Origin of the sequence: Haladaptatus sp. (assembly GCF_049589095.1) — an archaeon.
In the GTDB taxonomy this organism is placed as follows: Archaea; Halobacteriota; Halobacteria; order Halobacteriales; family Haladaptataceae; genus Haladaptatus.
The window spans coordinates 1-17,162 of sequence record NZ_JBAWAC010000056.1 but is presented as its reverse complement, the minus strand read 5'-3'; the positions used below and the strand labels follow the sequence as shown (position 1 = coordinate 17,162).

The following is a 17,162-nucleotide window of genomic DNA, read 5'->3' as shown; positions in this document are numbered from 1 at the left end:
CGTCAGAGCTTTGCTCTGACGTGCTCTCGTTCGCCTAACGGCTCACGAGAACTGCGAGGGAGCAAAGCTCCCTCTGGCTTCGATTCGCTTCGCTCATCGAAACTCCGGAAGACGCTTTGTGTCTTCCGTGCTTTCGCTCGTTTCACTCACGAAAACTCCCCAACAACTTCCGCCATACACCCGTCGCCGGGTTCGTGATACGAGAAGTGGTCGGGGACGTAATCGACGTTGTGGTCCTCGTAGTTCCCCGGCGGCGTCCCTTCACATCCCGATTCTCCGACGGCGGAATCGAACTCGGCGGTCGAGTACGCCCACGTGAGAACTTGATCGTCGGATTTCCAGAAGTTGTCGAACTCGCCGACGACGTTGGCGATGGCGGGACCGTACTCACCATCGACGGCGACAGATTCGTTGTCGGCGGCACCGCCGAGCAGGGTCGCCGATTCGACGTAGTCGCTGTAGCCGAGCGAGTCGAGCGCCCCGATGGTCGATGGGACGACCCGCCCGCCGAGCGAGTGGCCGATGAGGCGGACGCGAGCGCCGGTTCGGGCGCGGTAGTCGCTGATGAAGTTGGCGAGTTTCGCGCCGTTTCGCTCCGCGATGTCCGTCGCGGGCCACCACTGGTCGATGCGCGTGTCCGAGTCGTAACTGAACCCGATGACTGGATGGGTGTAGCCGTTGTTCCGAAGGGAGGTTTTGACCGTCTCGAAGTGGTCGGGTGCCTCGTCCGGAGCGACCAACCACCCGTGAACCGAGATGATGACTTCCTCCGGGTTCGCGCTCCCGTAGCCCGGTATGTCCCCGACGGTGCTGTAATCCCACTTCGTGTGCCCGCCGGTCAACTCCTCCTCGTACAGCCAGTTGATGTCGAAATGACCCCGCGTCGTCGCGCGGGGGAAATCCGCGGGTCCGGTGATGTCCCCGTCGTCGCCTTCGAACCCGGCGGCGGTTCCGGTGACGCCGACCAGTCCGACCGCCGCCGCGGCCGTCCCTTTCAGCATGGTCCGACGGGTTACTTCGGTCGTTTCGGTCGCCTCTGCGTTTCTGTCGGTGTCGTGTGACATGAATTCATAGAACCCATTCCAGATATTAAATCTGTTGCAAGATTCATTATGGTTTCTGTTCGGGGATCGAATACATCCATCGGAGCGGTCTCACGCGTCCTTACGTTCGATTCGATACGTTCGTCCCTCGTACTCGATGACCCGCGACGCCGACACGGAAATCGCCGTCCGGTTCACGTCGAGTGTGACGCGGCGAACGCCCGTTTGACCAACCAAGATTACTACTAGACATACACAAACCTTTTTGTATTCCCAGTAGGTATTGTGTGGTAACCATGAGCGTAACTCGTCCATCCACGATCGAAACCGCGATCGAAGGCTGCCGACCCACCGACAAGACCCCAGTGACCCTCGATGCGGCCGCGCTACCGGCCTCGCGCGACGACCTGCGCGACCTGCAGACGGAACTCGCCGCGAACGATTTCGTTCCGGCCGGAGTGACGGTGCAAGCCTGCTTCGACGTCAACTGCTCGTTCGCCACACAGGACGAGGCGGACCGGATTCGGGAGTACATCCGAACCGCCGCGTTCATCGGTGCGGGTATCGTCACAGTCGAATTCGATACCGTCGAAGACGAGTCGAAAGTCCGCCCGTCCCTCGCCGCGCTGAAGGAGCGTGCCCGCCGTGAAGGCGTCACGCTCGAACTGGACGGCCCGCTGACGCTGAACGCCTGATCCGATCTAAAACCTGTCTCTTACGTCGTCCCGCCGCGTCCACCCGATCATGGGAAAACGCGCGCTGGAACGACGTCTTTCTGCCGTCTCCACGTTCGACCAGCCACGCGTCGAGTTGGAGCAGTACCCGACACCCGCGGACCTCGCGGCCCACCTCGTCCACCTCGCGGACGTTCACCACGATATCGCGGGGAAAATCGTCCTCGACCTCGGAACCGGAACCGGAATGCTCGCCATCGGTGCGGCGACTCGTTCGCCAGCGCGCGTCGTCGGGGTCGACTGTGATTCGGCCGCGTTGGCACAAGCGCAGGAGAACGAGCGTCGGGTCGAACCGTCCGCATCTATCGACTGGCTACTGGGCGATGCGACCCGTGTACCGCTCTGCACAGTCGAGTCCAACTCCCCCGTCACCGTCCTGATGAACCCGCCGTTCGGGGCACAGGAAGGCAACGAACACGCCGACCGGGCATTTCTCGAAGCGACCGCTGACATCGCGGACGTGTCCTACTCGATTCACAACGAGGGAAGTGTGGGGTTCGTCGAATCCTTCGCCGACGACGCCGACGCCGAAGTGACACACGCGTTTCGTGCGGAACTGCCGCTCTCAAGACAGTTCGAGTTCCAGCGCCGGGAGCGGACGGTTCTCGACGCCGAGGTTTTCAGAATCGAGTGGCGTTAGCCGCCGTACTGTTCCTTTTTGGTGACTTCGATACGCGTATCGTTGACGGCGGCGATGATATGGTTGTTCTTCTTCCGGGTGAACCTGATACCGTCGATGGTCACCGTCGAGTTTTTCCCCGGTATCGGCGCTGTGCCGACGGTGGAGTTGTTCTTCGACAATCGCAGGACGAACCGTCCCTTTCGTGGGACGATCGACACGTTGTTCCCGGCGAGGACGGGACTCGCCGTCACCGAGTCGGACGAGAAGACGTGCTTCCATCGCCCCTTTGGCGACCGAATCCACACCTGATACGCTGCACTGCCACCGGTGACGGTCCACCCGGTGCGTCGCACCTTCACCGTTTTCGCCCACCCGACGCCGCCGACCCTGACCGTTGCTCCGCCAGCGTACGCGAGTTGCCCCTTCGACACCTCACGGGACCATATCTCCCGATCCGGGTTGATGACGATGACGCCGCTGGTGTTCACGTCGGTCGTCTCGCCGCCGACCGATACGTCGATGACGGACACCTTGCGGTTCGGCACGTTCTCGGCGTACGTCACGGTGTAATCCCCGACCGTCACACCCGTATCGAGGGCGTCCGCCCTGTTCCGATGGACCGTCGTGAGGTTCAACGGGGCGGCGACACCGGCCATGATGATGATCGGTATCAACAGCAGTACCGTTCCGACCTGTCGCGCGCTCGGCGAGAACGTCCGTTGGTCCGTCGTGCGGACCGCGACGGCGAGCAGCGTCGCCAGCGTGAGGACGAACAGGACGCCCAGCGCGCGAAAGAGGACGAACGTCTCCATGCCGCGATACCACCAGAGCGCCCACAGCGACGACGAGACCAGGACGACGAACCCACCCGCCCACACCCGAAGCGCGCTCGGTCGAACGCCGCGCGACCGGAGGAGATAGACGCCCGCGACCGCGCCGAGGAAGAAACCCATCGTGTGACCCTGGATGGCGATGCCGTACCACCACGGTCGGGAGAAACTCGTCGTCGCGTGTGCGATCGTTTGCGGGTCGTGAAACGCGGAGTAGAGGGTCGAAACGACGGTCTGTACCGAGAGTGCGATGACCGTTCCGAGCGGATAGCGAACCAGCGCGAACCCGACGAACGCGAAGAAAACGCCGGAGAAGCCGATGACGGGACCCCACGAGAAGATGCTGGTGAGGAGTCCGATGGTGACGACGCCGAGCGGGAACAGGACGAACGCCCGGACCCACGGGTTCGTCCGCCACGAGGAGAACGACGTTTCGCCGTCGTTCGGCGGATAGTGGCCGAAGTAGTACTCGGCCAGCGGTGCGACGGCCAGCGTGCTCGTCATGTTACCGAGCAAGTGGCTCGGTCCGACGTGCGAGAACGGTCCCGTCAGCATGCCGAGCGGGTAGAGATACGACCACGACGCGAACGCGACGGTTACGGGATTGTACCAGTGGTTCCAGCCGTCCTGTACGAACAGATACACCGCGATGACCCCCGAAACGCAGACGACCGTCCCCCACGGAATTCCGAAGAGAAACCGTTTCCGGAGCGTCCTCCCCCACCGTCCGCGCGGACGGTCCAATCCCCAGACGACGACCATGGAAACCAACAGGCCGAGCAACAGGCCGAGTTGCATCGGCCACCCAGCGAACGGCGACACCATGTTCGGACCGTGTAACCGCGATACCATAAAACGAACACGTCTGCGGTCGCCGCGACTACCGACCGGTCGTGCCCCCAGAAAACGTTAGGTTGGTTCGTGAGAACATCGAGGCATGACAACGACGCCGACGGAGGGCGAGACGAGGTCTTTCTTGCGGACGTTCACGAACGAAGAGGTCGCCGCGTTCGCCGACCTCTCGGGCGACCGGGGACAACATCACGTCGAAGGGGAGACGCCGATGGTCCACGGCCTGCTGACGGCGACGCTACCCACGAAAATCGGCGGCGACATGGACTTCATCGCGCGGGAGATGACGTTCCAGTTTCGACGGCCGGTGTACGTCGGCGAGGAAATCACCTGCGAGACGACGGTCGAAGATATCGTTTCGAGTCCGGAGCGTCACGAGATGGTCGTCTCGTTCGCCTGTGTGAACGAGGACGACGAGGTCGTCCTCGCGGGCGACATCAACGGCGTGATATTCAGGAATTAGAAATCCGGCAAGTCGTCGGGCGCTTCGAACTCCGCTTCCCAGTCCACGTAGTTCTCCGCGAGGACGTCACAGACGACCTGTCCGAGTTCGGTCAGTGATGCGTTGATCGACGAGACGGCGTTCCACGAATCGATGTCGGGGTGGATGTCCCTGACCTTCCAGTCCTCGGGAATGCCCGGCGCGTGGTAGCCAACGCGGTTCGCGAAGTCGTCCCAGAAGAAGTCGAACTCCGAAAAGAGGTCCAACTCCAGCGCGGTTTCGAACTCGCGTTCCTCCAGGTCGGTGTGTTCGGCCCACTGGTCGAACGATTCCTCCCACGCACCCTCGCGGAGGAAGTCTTCCAGTTCGTCGCGGTGGTAGTCTCGCTCGCCCGCGACCGACACGTCATCGTACTCCTGAACGTCCGTATCGGCCTGAAGAGTCGGCGGATCAGGGGCAGGTACGTCGAGTCCCATGAATCCGGATAGAACGGGTGCTCGGATAAGCGTTCCTTCAGGGACGGCACGGTAGGTCTGGATTACGACCGCGACGAATCGCCGGAAATCGAAGTTACGTCCCCGAAAACAGCCGTTACACGCGTGGACGGTCTGGGAGATTTATCCACGTTCTGGCCGACGAACGATCCGGAATGAGGGACACGACACGCACACTCGGAGTCACACTCGTCGCAGCGCTACTCGCCGTCAGTGCCGGGTTCGCCGGTATCGGGGCGATGGCCAGCGGCGGCGGTACGACGACGAGTCAAACGACGATGGGGAATGGAACGACGTACGCAACAACAACCAATACGACGACCGCGATGGGCGGAACGACCACGGCGGCAGCGACGTCCTCAACGGCGAACGAGGCGATGACGACTGCCGCGAACCAGACCACGAGTCGGACGACGGCGAACGGAACGGGGAACGCACAGGTTCGCGTCGCGCACATGTCGCCGGACGCGCCGCCGGTCGATGTCCTCGTGGACAACGAGACGGCCGTCTCCGATCTGTCCTACGGGAACGTCTCGGACTACACGAGCCTCCCGGCGGGCGAACACAACGTGACGATCACCGCCGCGGGCGACCCGAGCACCGTCGTTTCCTCGGACAACGTGACGTTCGACGCGGGCACAAACTACACCGTCGCGGCGACCGGATTGCTCGCAGGGAGCGGTGATAACGCGTTCGAGCCGGTCGTGTACGAGGACAACTTCACCGCGCCCGGACAGGGGAACGCCTCCGTCCGGCTCGTCCACGAAGCCATCGGAGCGGGACCGGTGGACGTGACCGTCAAAGAAACCAATACCACGTTGTTCGACAACGTGTCGTTCCGCAACGCGACGGCGTACAAGGAAGTCCCGGCAGGTGACTACACGCTGGAGGTCCGTCCCGCGACCGCGAACGACGACGGAACGGTGCTCAAGACGTTCAACGTCACGCTGAACGAGAGTACCGCCTACTCCGCGTTCGCGGCGGGATACGTCGACCACGACCTCGTCCCGCAGGGGACGCCGGACAGGCTGTTCGACCTCATCCTCGTCACCGACTTTACGGCAGCGGGGAACGTGACGACCGCGCCGACGACGGCTACAGCGACGACGACCACAACAGCCACAACAGCCACATCCACGACGCCACGAACGACGAGTTCGACAGGCACGATGACGACCACGCCGAAAACCACGTCGATGAACACGACGACTACGACACCGCCTACGAACACGACGACCGCCTCAACGACCACCTCGCAAACGACGACGATGGCGGAGAACACGACCACCACGACCACTACGACCACGACCACCAGCAAGTAGACTATCCGCCGTTTTTTCGGATTCGTGAGCGTCACACTCGTGGGTAAGAATAAGTGTGTTGAGTAATAATGATTGACAGATGAACGGACGTCGGGCTATCGGATACGGCCCGTACGCTGTCGCGGGGGGTATCGCACTGATTGGCGCGCTCGTAACCGGGGTGCTCGACTTCGTTCCCGGTTTGGGGTGGTTCTTGCGAGCAGTCGCGTCGATTCTCCCGCTTTCTGACCCGAACCTATCGGTCTCGTTGTTCGTGGGGCTTCCGCTACTGCTCGCGCTTTCGCTCGTCCTTCGAGCCACGTACGTCACCACGCCCGCCAACGTGGTGCTCGCACTGTTAGCCGTCCCCTGTTTGCTCGTCTGCCTGTGGGCGTTGTATTCGGCCGTTTTCACCAGCCCTGGCGTCTATTTCGGAGGTCTCTTCGCCATCGTTATGGGGACGTTGCTGGCCATCGTCGTACTCGTCGACGGACTCCTCTCGCGCGTCGGTGCGTTCGGCTCGGCTCGTCGGCGGACCCGATTCCCCGACTGAGTCGCCCGTTCCGTGCCCCTCATTCCTATCGCGTCGCTCGACCGAAACCACGCCTCAGTCGATTCGTTCGACGAGTCTTTGGAGTTGCTCGATACGCTCCTCGCGGGCGGTGTCACGAAGCGCCTGCTGGTTTTCGTCGGGACATTCGAGTTCGGGGACGGGCGTCGGCTTGCCGTCGTCGTCCAGCGCGACGAAGGTGAAATACGACGTCGTCGTCTCGCGGTTGATCCCCTTGCGCGGGTCCTCCGCGTGCACGTCCACCTTCACGTCGATGCTCGTCCGGCCGGTGTCGAAGACGAACGCCTCCACGACGGCGACCTCGCCGCGGTCGATGGGCGAGATGAAATCCACGTGGTCCATCGACGCCGTGACACACTGGTTCCCGCAGAATCGCATCGCCGAGATCGCGCCACAGATGTCCATCCAGTGGAGCACTGCTCCCCCGAGTGCCCGGTCGAGGTTGTTGGTATCGTTCGGCAGGAGCAGTTCGGTCATCTCGGTGTACGAATCCATCAACGTCGCCGTGTCTGCCATACGCCCCCTTCTCGGGCGTCGTACTTAGTTCGTCCCAGTTTTGCGCGCCAGAGTTATGCACATCGCCGACCGCTAGTACCCCAATGAGCGGGGAGCGGACGAAGCCGGAATCGAAACTATTGGCGACCGAAAAAGTCGTGTCAGCGATCGGCGATGGGATCTATCAACTCGACCCCGACGGTCGCTTCGTCGCGGTCAACGACGCAATTACCGAAACGACCGGTTACGACCGCGAGGAACTGCTCGGCGAACACGTTTCACTTCTCGTGGACGACCCCGACGTGCGACGCCTCGAAGACGAAATCGCGGATCTGCTGTCGAGCGACCCGGATGGGGTTCGAACGACCGAGTTGTTGCTTCAGGGGGCGAACGGGGAGGATGTCCAGTGTGAGATCCGTTTTTCCGTGGTGCTGTCCGATGGGGAGTTCCTCGGTACGGTCGGCGTCACCCGCGACACCTCGTGGAAAAAGCGACGGGACGCCGCGCTGAAGGCACAGCGCGACGAACTGACACAACTCCGCCACATCAACGCCGTCGTTCGAAGCATCGACCGCGCCGTCGTCCGCGCGGACACAGTCGAAGGGATCGAACAAGCCGTGTGTGACCGCATCGCGGCCGCCGAACCGTATCGGTTTGCGCTCATCGCCCGTTTCGACCCCGAACTCGAAACCCTCACGCCCGAAGTATGGGCGGGTATCGACGGGGAGTACGCCGAGAACCTTCGAGAGACCGACTTCATTGATTCCGACGGTGAAGCCGTGGAAGCGACCAGAACGCGCTCGGTGCAGGTCGTACGAGACGCCACGACGGAAGTGCACGACTGGGAGGGTCCCGTTTCGGACACCGGTCGTTGGTCGATGGCGTTCGTTCCGCTGGTCCACGACCGGACCGTTTACGGCGTCCTCGGCGTGTACTCCGACCGTCCGTTCGCGTTCGAGGGACCGGAGCGTGACGTGTTGGACGAACTCGGCGAGATGGTCGGCTACGCGCTCTCGGCGGTCAAAACCCGATTGGCGCTTGTGGGCGACCGAACCATCGAACTGACGTTCCAGTTCTCCGACGACGAGTACCTCTTCACCGTTATTTCGGAGGAGTTGGACTGTGTCGCTCGGTTCGAGGACGCGATACTGCATCCCGACGGAGCCATGCTGTTGTACGTTTCGATAGAGGGGGCCGATCCCGAGCGCGTCCTCGACTTCTGTCGAGAGTTCGGCGTCACGCATCTTCGAGGGATCAGCGAGCGGGAGGACGAATGCTTGCTGGAGATACGCTACGACGAGCCGATGGCATTTTCAGTGCTGACGAACCACGGCGGTATCATCCGATCGGCAACTGCGGAGGACGGGGTCGCACGCGTTACCGTCGACATGCCGGAGACGGGCAACGTCCGCGAAGTCGTCAAAGCCATGACCAGTGTGTTCGAGGATTCCGAACTCATCTCCCGACAGACGATCGAACAGCCGACGGAAACGCGTGCACGGTTCCGCGACACGCTCGAAGATCGACTCACCGACCGTCAACGAACGGTCCTCACGACGGCGTATCGAGCCGGGTACTACGACTGGCCACGCGGGAGCACGGGAGAGGAACTCGCAGCATCGTTCGACATCGCTCCGCCCACTTTGCACAAACACCTCAGACTCGCCGAGCGAAAGGTACTCTCGGGGATTTTCGACGAGGGGGATCGGGACTAATCGTTTAGCCTTCCCACTCAATGCCGTTCGGTGGTTGGTCTCTGGTATGACAATCGATACCCTGCCGAGGAAAAACGACGGTGTACGATTGGACGAGACGTCCCCTTCCTCTCTCGACACGCTCTTCAAGGTGCTCTCGGAACCGACTCGGCACGAAGCGGTCGTTCTCCTGCGACGTGAAGACGACCCTCTTTCCGTGATGGACCTCGCCGACCGCCTCGACGGCGATGCCGACCACATACACATCGCACTCGTTCACGTTCATCTCCCGTTGCTGGATCGTGTCGGAATCGTCGACTGGGACCAAGTGAGGGAGTCAGTCGAATTCGCGGACTTCCCCGACGAGTACGACGAACTGTTGAACGTCGTCGAACGAGATGTCGAGCAGTAATCCCAATATCAGACCCCTTTTAAAAACACAACTATTGAACGCATAATCGCATGCGAGTCGATATAATATGTTCATGAGTGAATCAATCCGTGTTGAAAGGAACATCCGATCCAGTCGCGTCGGCCCAGTACTCGTGGGGTGGCGAAATGACACTCGTCCAGACTATCGTCGAGACGATGTCGTCGGTGAGTGGTCGATCACCTGAAGAGCTACCACCGCTTCACCACGTCGTCGATGTCGACGCCCTCGAATCCGTCTTCGGTCCCCGTGGTAACGGCCAGCATCGGTCCGTTACAGGCGAAATCTCGTTCATGTACGAGGAGTACGAAGTCGTGGTTGAGAGCCAGGGCCGCGTCCTCGTCCACGTCGCCGATTAGTTCGATTCGCCGCCGAGCGCGTAGAAAAATTGCCTTGTCATCGATACTGGTAAAAATAGCGAGAGAGTACGGAGAGTGATGACCGACCAGCGCCCGCCGTCATCCGGAGGCGGCGAGGGAAACATACGAGTAGTCGGAACGGCCCACGTCTCTGAAAAAAGCGTCGAACGAGTCGAAGAAGCCATCGAAGAGGACCAACCGGAGATAGTCGCCGTCGAACTCGACGAGGGACGATACCGGCAGATGCAGGGCGAGGTCGCGGAAGACCTCGATCCATCGGATTTACTCCACGGAAACACCGTCTTTCAGTTTTTGGCGTACTGGATGCTGTCCTACGTGCAGGCGCGGATGGGTGAGGAGTTCGACATCCAACCCGGCGCGGACATGAAAGCCGCGATCGAGGCCGCGGAACGGCACGGTAGCGGCGTTGCACTCGTGGACCGCGACATTCAGATGACGATTCAGCGCTTCTGGGCGCGGATGAGCGTCCGCGAGAAGCTACGAATGGTGGGCAGTCTCGCCCTCGGCGTGACCGACCCACTCACCATCGGCCTCGTCGGTGGTGCCGTCTTCGGCGTCTTCTTCGCCATGATATTCGGCGTCTTCCTCTCGCCACTTCTCGGGTTGAACGGGGCACTGACCTTCGGCGCGGGAACCGGCGCGTTCCAACTCGTCGGTGGACTCGCGGGTGGCACGTTCGCCGGACTGGTGCTCGGTGGTCTCGCGCTCTCCATGGGGATGACGCGACGTATCGACCTCGCTCTCGGCGGCGGATTGGTGCTCGGAATCGTCGTCGGCGCGGCGGCGGGCGTCGGCGCGATCAGTCTCGTCGGTGCGTCCACACTCGCCGGAATCGGCGCGGTCGTGCTCCGAATCCTGACGTCGCTCGTCATCGGCGTCGGTATCGGTATGGTCCTCGGGATGCTCGGCGGATTCCTCCTCGGAAGCGCCCCCGTCGAAGAGGAGGAACTCGACGAGGAGTTCGACATCGAGGATCTGACCGACGGCGACGTGATCACGGCGATGATGGAGGAGTTCCGTCGGTTCTCACCCGGTGGCGCGGAAGCCCTCATCGACGAGCGTGACGCGTTCATCGCACACAAACTCGTCGCGCTTCGGGAGGCGGGTCACGACGTCATCGCCGTCGTCGGCGCGGGTCACCGTGCCGGGATTCAGGGGTATCTGGACAATCCGAGTACGCTCCCGCCGATGGAGTCGCTGGTCGGCACCGAGAAAGGCAATCGATTCTCGCTGTTCAAACTGCTCGGCTACTTCATCACTGTCGCGTTCTTCGCCTTCTTCATCCTGCTGGCGATGGCGGGCGTGCGACACACGTTCCTCATCGAGGTGTTCGCGGCGTGGTTCCTGTTCAACGGCATCTTCGCCTTCGGACTGGCGAAACTCGCCGGTGCACACTGGGTCAGCGCACTCGTCGGCGGTGCGATCGCGTGGTTGACCAGCATCAACCCGCTGCTCGCGCCCGGTTGGTTCTCGGGCTACATGGAGCTGAAATACACGCAAGTCAACATCGCCGACATCGCCACACTCAACGAGATCATGAGCGACGAGGAGTTGCCCCTCGGGGACATCATGAACCAGATGCTCGAGGTACCGCTGTTCCGACTCATCGCCATCGTGGCGATGACGAACATCGGGAGCATGATCGCGACGTTCCTCTTCCCGTTCGTCGTCCTGCCGTTCCTCGGGCCGCAGGTCGGCGGCGTCACGGAAATCACGCGGCTGATGGTCGAGGGCGCGCACAACAGTGCCGACATCATCTGGGGTGTGATGTCGTGAGCGGCGGTGTGAACAGTACCGGCGGGGGCGTTCGGTTCAGCACGATAGAGATCCGCGACCTGCTGGTCGCGTGGGTCGCGCTCGGCGTCGCGTTCACGCTGTTTCTCGATCCAAGCTTCGGGCAGTCGCTACTCCGTCCCGGCGTGTCCTTTTCGACATCGGTGTTCGTGAAAGCGTTCGGCGTCTCGCTGCTCACGGCGGGGGTCGGCTTCCTGCTCCACGAGTTGGCGCACAAGGTGGTGGCGATTCGATTCGGCCAGTTGGCCGAGTTCCGCGCCGACTACCGAATGTTGGCGTTCGCCATCGTCGGCGCGCTCGCAGGCTTCCTGTTCGCCGCACCCGGCGCGGTGTACCACACCGGCGGGGTCACGGAGCGCGAAAACGGCCTCATCGCGCTGGCCGGACCGATGACGAACATCGTTCTCGGCGTGTGCTTCTTCCCGCTCATCTTCGTCGGGCCGGACATCGTCACACGCATCGGCTACCGCGGCGCACAGATCAACTTCATCCTCGCAGGGTTCAACATGCTCCCGTGGGGGCCGTTGGACGGAAATCAGGTGAAGCGGTGGAGTACGGTCGTCTTCATCGCGGCGCTGGTTCCCAGCGTGCTGCTGGCGCTGTTCGGCTTGTTCGTGATGTGAAATCCCACGATAACACGAGGGATTTCGCTTTCGGAATTTTGTTCGGCAAATCTTCGGCCGTTCGCTACGATGTGTTGTTGGTTTTGTCGTGATTACAACGACCGAGCAGCATAAATACCGCAACCGCCCACAGTCCTCTCCAGCTGACTCCTCGCTTACGCTCGTCGCCCCTCGCACGCCACTCGGTTGGACGGGTTGGCCGGTACCGACCAACCGCACGGCGCGCGAGAAACGCGCAGTCGGTTGGGGAGGCGTGGGTGGTGCGGTGGTGTGGGTGGATTGAAAGGGGCCGCCAGCTCGCGTTTATTGTAGTCGTCTGCACGGGCCAGGATTCGTGCGGGTGGTGCTGAGAGCACGAATATTCCGTGCAGCGACCGTGAGCGTGGCGGGGGCTTTCGAGGTGGTCCGCTTCCTAGTAGTTGCAATTACAACTGAACCAAACTCACTCATTCGTTGCTTGTGGAATCGGTCAGTAACGTTTGGGGTCAGACTCCTAGTAGTTGCAGTCGAAGCAGTTGCAACGTTTTCTCGTCTTCGAACCCGCGAACAGCAAACCTTTACTCACCCGGGACACGCGTTCCACCATGAGCGAGGACGAGGAACTCACCTATTCTGACGCGGGGGTAGACATCGACGCGAGCGAGGCGGCGACGGCGGCCCTCGTCGGCGCGGTTTCGGACATCGACAACACGACCGACTATGCCGGACTGCTCGACATCGGCGACCAGTATCTCGCGCTGGCGACCGACGGCGTCGGGACGAAACTGCTCGTCGCGGAGGCACTGGGCGACTACTCGACGGTCGGCATCGACTGCATCGCCATGAACGCGAACGACCTCGTGGCCAGCGGCGTCGAACCCGTCGCGTTCGTGGACTACCTCGCCGTGGACGAACCCACGGAGGAGTTCTCCGAACAGGTCGGCAAAGGACTCGCGGCGGGTGCCGAAGAGGCGGGCGTCGCCCTCGTCGGCGGCGAAACCGCCGTCATGCCCGAGGTCATCTCCGGCCTCGACTTGGCGGGTGCCTGTGCCGGACTCGCGCCGAAGGACGCCATCTTCCCCGGCGAGGCCGAGGTCGGCGACGTCGTCGTCGGCTTCGAATCCGACGGCATCCACTCGAACGGCCTGACCTTGGCCCGCAAAGCCGCGACGAAGAATCACGACTACGACGACGAATTCCCGGACGGCGAGGGCACCGTCGGCGAACAGCTTCTCACCCCGACGCGGCTGTACACCTATCTGCTTCCCGCGCTCCGTGAACGTGACGTGCACGCCGCCGCACACGTCACCGGCGGCGGATGGACGAACCTCCTGCGGATGGGCGAGCACGAGTACGAAATCACCGATCCGTTCCCGGTCCAGCCGGTTTTCGACTTCGTACAGGAGGAGGGCAACGTCTCCGACGAGGAGATGCACCGCACCTTCAACATGGGAACCGGTTTCGTCATCGCGCTTCCCGAGGACGACGCCGAATCGCTGGTCGAGGAGACGGACGGCCGGATCATCGGCACCGTCGAAGAGGGCGAGAGCGTCGAGATTCGTGGACTGAGCCTGAACTGACGTCCGGATGCGGTCGTTCTGAGGGGATTCGGGCGGGGAAAACTTGCAGGTGGGAGGACTCGAAACCAGCTGAATCGCTGCCAAGTCGTATTCTCACGGCGTGAAACTGCTACGTCTTCGAAGGGATATTACCAGAATATTTATTTAATTTGAGTGTAGGTTTTGTCATGCCCAACCTGACCCGTCGCGCTCTGCTCGGTTCCGCCGGTATGTTCGCTATTTCGGGGTGTGTGATGGGGTCAGGGGTACAATCGTTCGATTCGGACCACTCTATCTGGCTCGAAAACAGGTACGACGAAGAGCGGACGATTCACGTCTGGGTGGTCCGGAAGGCGGCCGACGAAACCGTCTTCTCGACCACTCGACAGATCGGACCGGGGGACACGGCCGCGCTGTACAATCTCGAACAGGCAGAGACGACGAACGTAGAGACGTTCCGCGTCTGTGCCCAGATCCTCGATGCCAGTTCGAGCGACACGGGGTACAAACAGTGTACGACGGCCAAGACGAACGCGTGCTACGGGAACGTCGATATACAGATACAGAAGGACGGGTCGGTTGGCATCACCTACGCCATCTGTTGATTCCGCCGCTCACTGCACTCTCACAACTCCTTCACGTACACGTACCCCGACGTGTCGATGCGCTCGTCGTAGAACTTCTCGTCGCGGTGGTAGCCCGCCGATTCGTAGAACTCGATGGCGCGCTCGTTTTCGGCCATGACGCCGAGTCGGATTCGCTCGCCGTCGCGCTCCGCGACCATCCGCTCGGCGTGTGAAAGCAGTCGGCCGCCGATTCCCTCGCGCCATCTTCCCGGGAGCACGTAGATGCGCCCCAGATCGAACGTCTCGGAATCGCCGTCAGTTGGACTTGCGCCGACGAACCCGACGACGTCTGCCTCCGTTTTCTCGTTCCCCGTTTTCCCGTCGCCAACTGCAACGCCGAGGAGGGATTCGTCGTCCTCGACCAACGAGCGGAACGTCGCGGCGTCGTAGTAGCGTTCGAGGAACTCGTCGGTCGTCTCGGTCCCGATTATCGGGGCGTGTGCCGAATGCCACGCCTGCTCCGCGACGTGCTGAATTCCGTCGGTGTCCTCCCGCGTCGCCGGACGGACGTCGATGCCCATGCGAAAACATCAGCGAGACCGATGAAAAAACTGTCGCGGAGTCGGAGTCTCAGTTCGTGCGAAGCCGTCGTTCAACGTGAACGAAGCCGTCGTCGGTCCTCCGAGCGAATCGTCTCGTAGGCGGCGAGGACGACGAACAGCGCGGTGAGCAGGCCGAGACCGACGAAGGAGGGTACCACCATCATCACCGGAATCAACAGCACCGCGACGATTGCCACGATGGCCCGCGCAACGCTGATGGTGCCGTGGTCGCGGAACCGGTACGCGTTGTGACCACAGAGATAGAGCGTTCCGCCGCCACAGAGCGCGACGGCGGGGATGGCGGAGAGCGGTTGGTTCAGGTGTGCCAGCGTCTGTTCGATGCCGAGCGCGACAAAGATGATGCCGCCCATCATCATGAGGTGGATGTAGCTGTAGGAATCGCGCGCCAGTATCGTCCGCTCGCGGTCGGATGCCCGGGCGAACCGCCGTTCGGCGGCGAGCGTGATGTAATCGAAGTAGAGCCACCACAGCGTCGCGATGAGCACGAACCCGAAGAGGACGGCGAGCAGGAGTTGCCGGGTGATCGCCAACCCGGCCATGCCGACGCCGATGGCGACGATGGATTCGCCGAGCGCGATGATGATGATGAGTCGATGGCGTTCGACGAAGTGACTCGCTTGGACGTGAAACCCTTCGACGCCCCGAAATCGTGCGATTCCATAATCGGCGACGATTGCGGTCGTCCACAGCGCCGCCTGTAGCGTCGTTCCGACGAACCCGGAGACGATGAGCAGGACGGGTGCTCCCAAAAATCCCGGTGCGAGGCGGAGTATCGCCTCTCGGGTCTCCGGCGGCGTGGTCAGTCCGTAGAGGACGACGTGCAACGCGCGAACGACGAAGTACGCGACGGCGAAGAATACCGCGTCCGTGGTGAACGCGCGGGGAATCGTCAGCGCGACGACGAGCATGGCCGCCATCGCCAACAGGATGACCAACCGCTCGGGGAGGATCTCCTCAGCCGGGATGGCGTTCGTCAACCACGAATAGCCGACCCACGCCCACCAGACCACGGCGAGTAGGGCGATTCCGCGAACGACGCCCGGCCACGACAGGTGATTCGTCAGAAAGCCCGTGATTTGCGTGACGGCGAACACGAACACCAAATCGAAGAACAACTCCAGTGGCGTGACGTCCCCGTCGTGCTGTACCTCGTCCACGGACTCGACATCACTCGTGCTCATCGTTGACATACTTTTTTTCGTCCCGAACGAGAACCTGCGGGGGCATAATTGCGATGGGAGAAGTGGCAGTTTCGAACTATCGAACCGCGCGACGGACCGTCACGACTAGCTCGCGCAAGACTGGAAAGCCGTCGTACGCCCAGAGCAGCAACGTGCACGCCGAAATCGCTCCGACGAGGACGAAGTACGACGTGAAGTCGTGATGGACGAGGTGGGCGCGATACTCGGCGAGGAGTTGCCCGACCGTCCCGGTGAACCCCGCGTCGTGGTCGGGTGGGAGCACGACTACAGGCCAGAGCATGTGTTCGATACCGTACCGGATTCCCTCGTTCATGTGTTCGAGCGCGTCACCGACGTTGTGCGAGAGGAACCCGATACCGAACGCGAGTCCCAGTCGCGGACGGGTCGTTCGCCGCGCGAGCGCGTGAGCGGCGGCGATCACGAGGATGCTGGTGAACAGCGAGTGACCGAACGCATACCCGTTTTGAAAGACGCCGTACTGCCAACTCAACGGCTTGTCGATGAGGTCGGGAACGACCGAGGCGACAGCGGCGACAACGATCGCGGTACCGCCCGGTGGTTCGTGATGACGAACGTGAACGAACGCGGAATAACAGAGATAGGCGAAAATCGCGGATTCCCACGGCCACATGGTTCGCCGTACGTCCGCTTCGAAGATACGTCTGTGGTGAGAAACGGTATCGTTCGACACGACCGAAAAAGGGACTGCGACCGGAAGACACCCCAATTCGCGTTAGGACAGTCGAGCCGCGATATCGGCTTCGGTGACGATGCCGACGGTTTCGCCCTCTTCGGTCACCATGACTGCTTTGTAGTGGTCGAGGAGGTTGCTGATTTCGTTGAGCGTGGCCGACTTCGAGACGGTCGGGAAGCTTTCGTCCATGAACTCACGGACGGCCTCGTCGCGGGCATCCTCGCTGACGTGGAC

At 61.9% G+C, this 17,162-nt stretch carries 21 protein-coding genes; 12 read left to right on the top strand and 9 right to left on the bottom strand.

Annotated elements, in window-relative coordinates; translation table 11 throughout:
• Positions 1-146 precede the first annotated feature (146 nt).
• Together WBV42_RS01975 and WBV42_RS01970 are read right to left on the bottom strand one after the other, a co-directional pair.
• The gene (locus WBV42_RS01975) at positions 147-1,064 is read right to left on the bottom strand and encodes a lipase family alpha/beta hydrolase (RefSeq protein WP_423984542.1); all 918 of its coding nucleotides are present in this window, start codon (positions 1,062-1,064) and stop codon (positions 147-149) included.
• A 90-nt stretch (positions 1,065-1,154) separates the two neighbouring features.
• Entirely contained in the window at positions 1,155-1,280 is a 126-nt protein-coding gene (locus WBV42_RS01970) for a hypothetical protein (protein WP_423984541.1), read from the bottom strand.
• A gap of 59 nt (positions 1,281-1,339) precedes the next feature.
• Between WBV42_RS01970 and WBV42_RS01965 the strand changes: the two genes are divergently transcribed.
• Both WBV42_RS01965 and WBV42_RS01960 read left to right on the top strand, forming a co-directional pair.
• Positions 1,340-1,738, top strand: a complete 399-nt coding sequence (locus tag WBV42_RS01965; protein ID WP_423984540.1) for a hypothetical protein — start codon at positions 1,340-1,342, stop codon at positions 1,736-1,738.
• Positions 1,739-1,784: 46 nt separating this feature from the next.
• Entirely contained in the window at positions 1,785-2,417 is a 633-nt protein-coding gene (locus WBV42_RS01960; RefSeq protein ID WP_423984543.1) for an METTL5 family protein, read from the top strand.
• Here the strand turns inward: WBV42_RS01960 and WBV42_RS01955 are convergent.
• Positions 2,414-4,081 (bottom strand): rhomboid family intramembrane serine protease, encoded by a 1,668-nt coding sequence (locus WBV42_RS01955; protein WP_423984539.1) that lies wholly within the window; start codon positions 4,079-4,081, stop codon positions 2,414-2,416. The genes WBV42_RS01960 and WBV42_RS01955 overlap by 4 nt on opposite strands.
• A gap of 85 nt (positions 4,082-4,166) precedes the next feature.
• Here WBV42_RS01955 and WBV42_RS01950 point away from each other — a divergent pair, with 85 nt between their 5' ends.
• Positions 4,167-4,544: an FAS1-like dehydratase domain-containing protein gene (locus WBV42_RS01950; protein WP_423984538.1), complete on the top strand. Its 378-nt coding sequence runs from the start codon at positions 4,167-4,169 to the stop codon at positions 4,542-4,544.
• Here the strand turns inward: WBV42_RS01950 and WBV42_RS01945 are convergent.
• Positions 4,541-4,999 (bottom strand): hypothetical protein, encoded by a 459-nt coding sequence (locus WBV42_RS01945; RefSeq protein WP_423984537.1) that lies wholly within the window; start codon positions 4,997-4,999, stop codon positions 4,541-4,543. The two genes, WBV42_RS01950 and WBV42_RS01945, sit on opposite strands and share 4 nt — an antisense overlap.
• Before the next feature lie 173 nt (positions 5,000-5,172).
• Between WBV42_RS01945 and WBV42_RS01940 the strand changes: the two genes are divergently transcribed.
• Together WBV42_RS01940 and WBV42_RS01935 are read left to right on the top strand one after the other, a co-directional pair.
• A complete protein-coding gene (locus WBV42_RS01940; protein WP_423984536.1) occupies positions 5,173-6,339 on the top strand; it encodes a DUF4397 domain-containing protein in 1,167 nt (388 codons plus the stop codon).
• A gap of 79 nt (positions 6,340-6,418) precedes the next feature.
• Positions 6,419-6,871: a hypothetical protein gene (locus tag WBV42_RS01935; RefSeq protein WP_423984535.1), complete on the top strand. Its 453-nt coding sequence runs from the start codon at positions 6,419-6,421 to the stop codon at positions 6,869-6,871.
• A 54-nt stretch (positions 6,872-6,925) separates the two neighbouring features.
• Here the strand turns inward: WBV42_RS01935 and WBV42_RS01930 are convergent, their stop codons facing one another.
• Positions 6,926-7,405 (bottom strand): acyl-CoA thioesterase, encoded by a 480-nt coding sequence (locus WBV42_RS01930; protein WP_066146472.1) that lies wholly within the window; start codon positions 7,403-7,405, stop codon positions 6,926-6,928.
• Positions 7,406-7,488: 83 nt separating this feature from the next.
• Here WBV42_RS01930 and WBV42_RS01925 point away from each other — a divergent pair, with 83 nt between their 5' ends.
• The 7 genes from WBV42_RS01925 (at position 7,489) to WBV42_RS01895 (ending at position 14,448) form a co-directional block, all read left to right on the top strand.
• Entirely contained in the window at positions 7,489-9,099 is a 1,611-nt protein-coding gene (locus WBV42_RS01925; RefSeq protein WP_423984534.1) for a bacterio-opsin activator domain-containing protein, read from the top strand.
• Positions 9,100-9,145: 46 nt separating this feature from the next.
• Positions 9,146-9,490 (top strand): DUF7344 domain-containing protein, encoded by a 345-nt coding sequence (locus tag WBV42_RS01920; RefSeq protein ID WP_423984533.1) that lies wholly within the window; start codon positions 9,146-9,148, stop codon positions 9,488-9,490.
• Positions 9,491-9,579: 89 nt separating this feature from the next.
• Positions 9,580-9,867 carry a HalOD1 output domain-containing protein gene (locus WBV42_RS01915; RefSeq protein ID WP_423984532.1) on the top strand — a complete coding sequence of 96 codons (288 nt, stop codon included), beginning with the start codon at positions 9,580-9,582 and terminating at the stop codon, positions 9,865-9,867.
• A gap of 78 nt (positions 9,868-9,945) precedes the next feature.
• On the top strand, positions 9,946-11,664 hold the full coding sequence (locus tag WBV42_RS01910; protein ID WP_423984531.1) for a TraB/GumN family protein: 1,719 nt from the start codon (positions 9,946-9,948) through the stop codon (positions 11,662-11,664).
• Entirely contained in the window at positions 11,661-12,305 is a 645-nt protein-coding gene (locus tag WBV42_RS01905; RefSeq protein ID WP_423984530.1) for a metalloprotease, read from the top strand. Before WBV42_RS01910 ends, WBV42_RS01905 begins: the two co-directional genes overlap by 4 nt.
• Before the next feature lie 584 nt (positions 12,306-12,889).
• Positions 12,890-13,864 carry a phosphoribosylformylglycinamidine cyclo-ligase gene (gene purM / locus WBV42_RS01900; RefSeq protein WP_423984529.1) on the top strand — a complete coding sequence of 325 codons (975 nt, stop codon included), beginning with the start codon at positions 12,890-12,892 and terminating at the stop codon, positions 13,862-13,864.
• Between the two features lie 167 nt (positions 13,865-14,031).
• Positions 14,032-14,448 (top strand): hypothetical protein, encoded by a 417-nt coding sequence (locus tag WBV42_RS01895; RefSeq protein ID WP_423984528.1) that lies wholly within the window; start codon positions 14,032-14,034, stop codon positions 14,446-14,448.
• A 20-nt stretch (positions 14,449-14,468) separates the two neighbouring features.
• Here WBV42_RS01895 and WBV42_RS01890 read toward each other — a convergent pair whose 3' ends face one another.
• The 4 genes from WBV42_RS01890 to WBV42_RS01875 all read right to left on the bottom strand — a co-directional run.
• The gene (locus WBV42_RS01890; protein ID WP_423984527.1) at positions 14,469-14,990 is read right to left on the bottom strand and encodes a GNAT family N-acetyltransferase; all 522 of its coding nucleotides are present in this window, start codon (positions 14,988-14,990) and stop codon (positions 14,469-14,471) included.
• 71 nt (positions 14,991-15,061) lie between these two features.
• Entirely contained in the window at positions 15,062-16,222 is a 1,161-nt protein-coding gene (locus tag WBV42_RS01885; RefSeq protein ID WP_423984526.1) for a low temperature requirement protein A, read from the bottom strand.
• 67 nt (positions 16,223-16,289) lie between these two features.
• The gene (locus WBV42_RS01880) at positions 16,290-16,865 is read right to left on the bottom strand and encodes a metal-dependent hydrolase (RefSeq protein WP_423984525.1); all 576 of its coding nucleotides are present in this window, start codon (positions 16,863-16,865) and stop codon (positions 16,290-16,292) included.
• A gap of 102 nt (positions 16,866-16,967) precedes the next feature.
• A partial coding sequence (locus WBV42_RS01875; RefSeq protein ID WP_423984524.1) for a CBS domain-containing protein occupies positions 16,968-17,162 on the bottom strand: 195 nt, incomplete at its 5' end.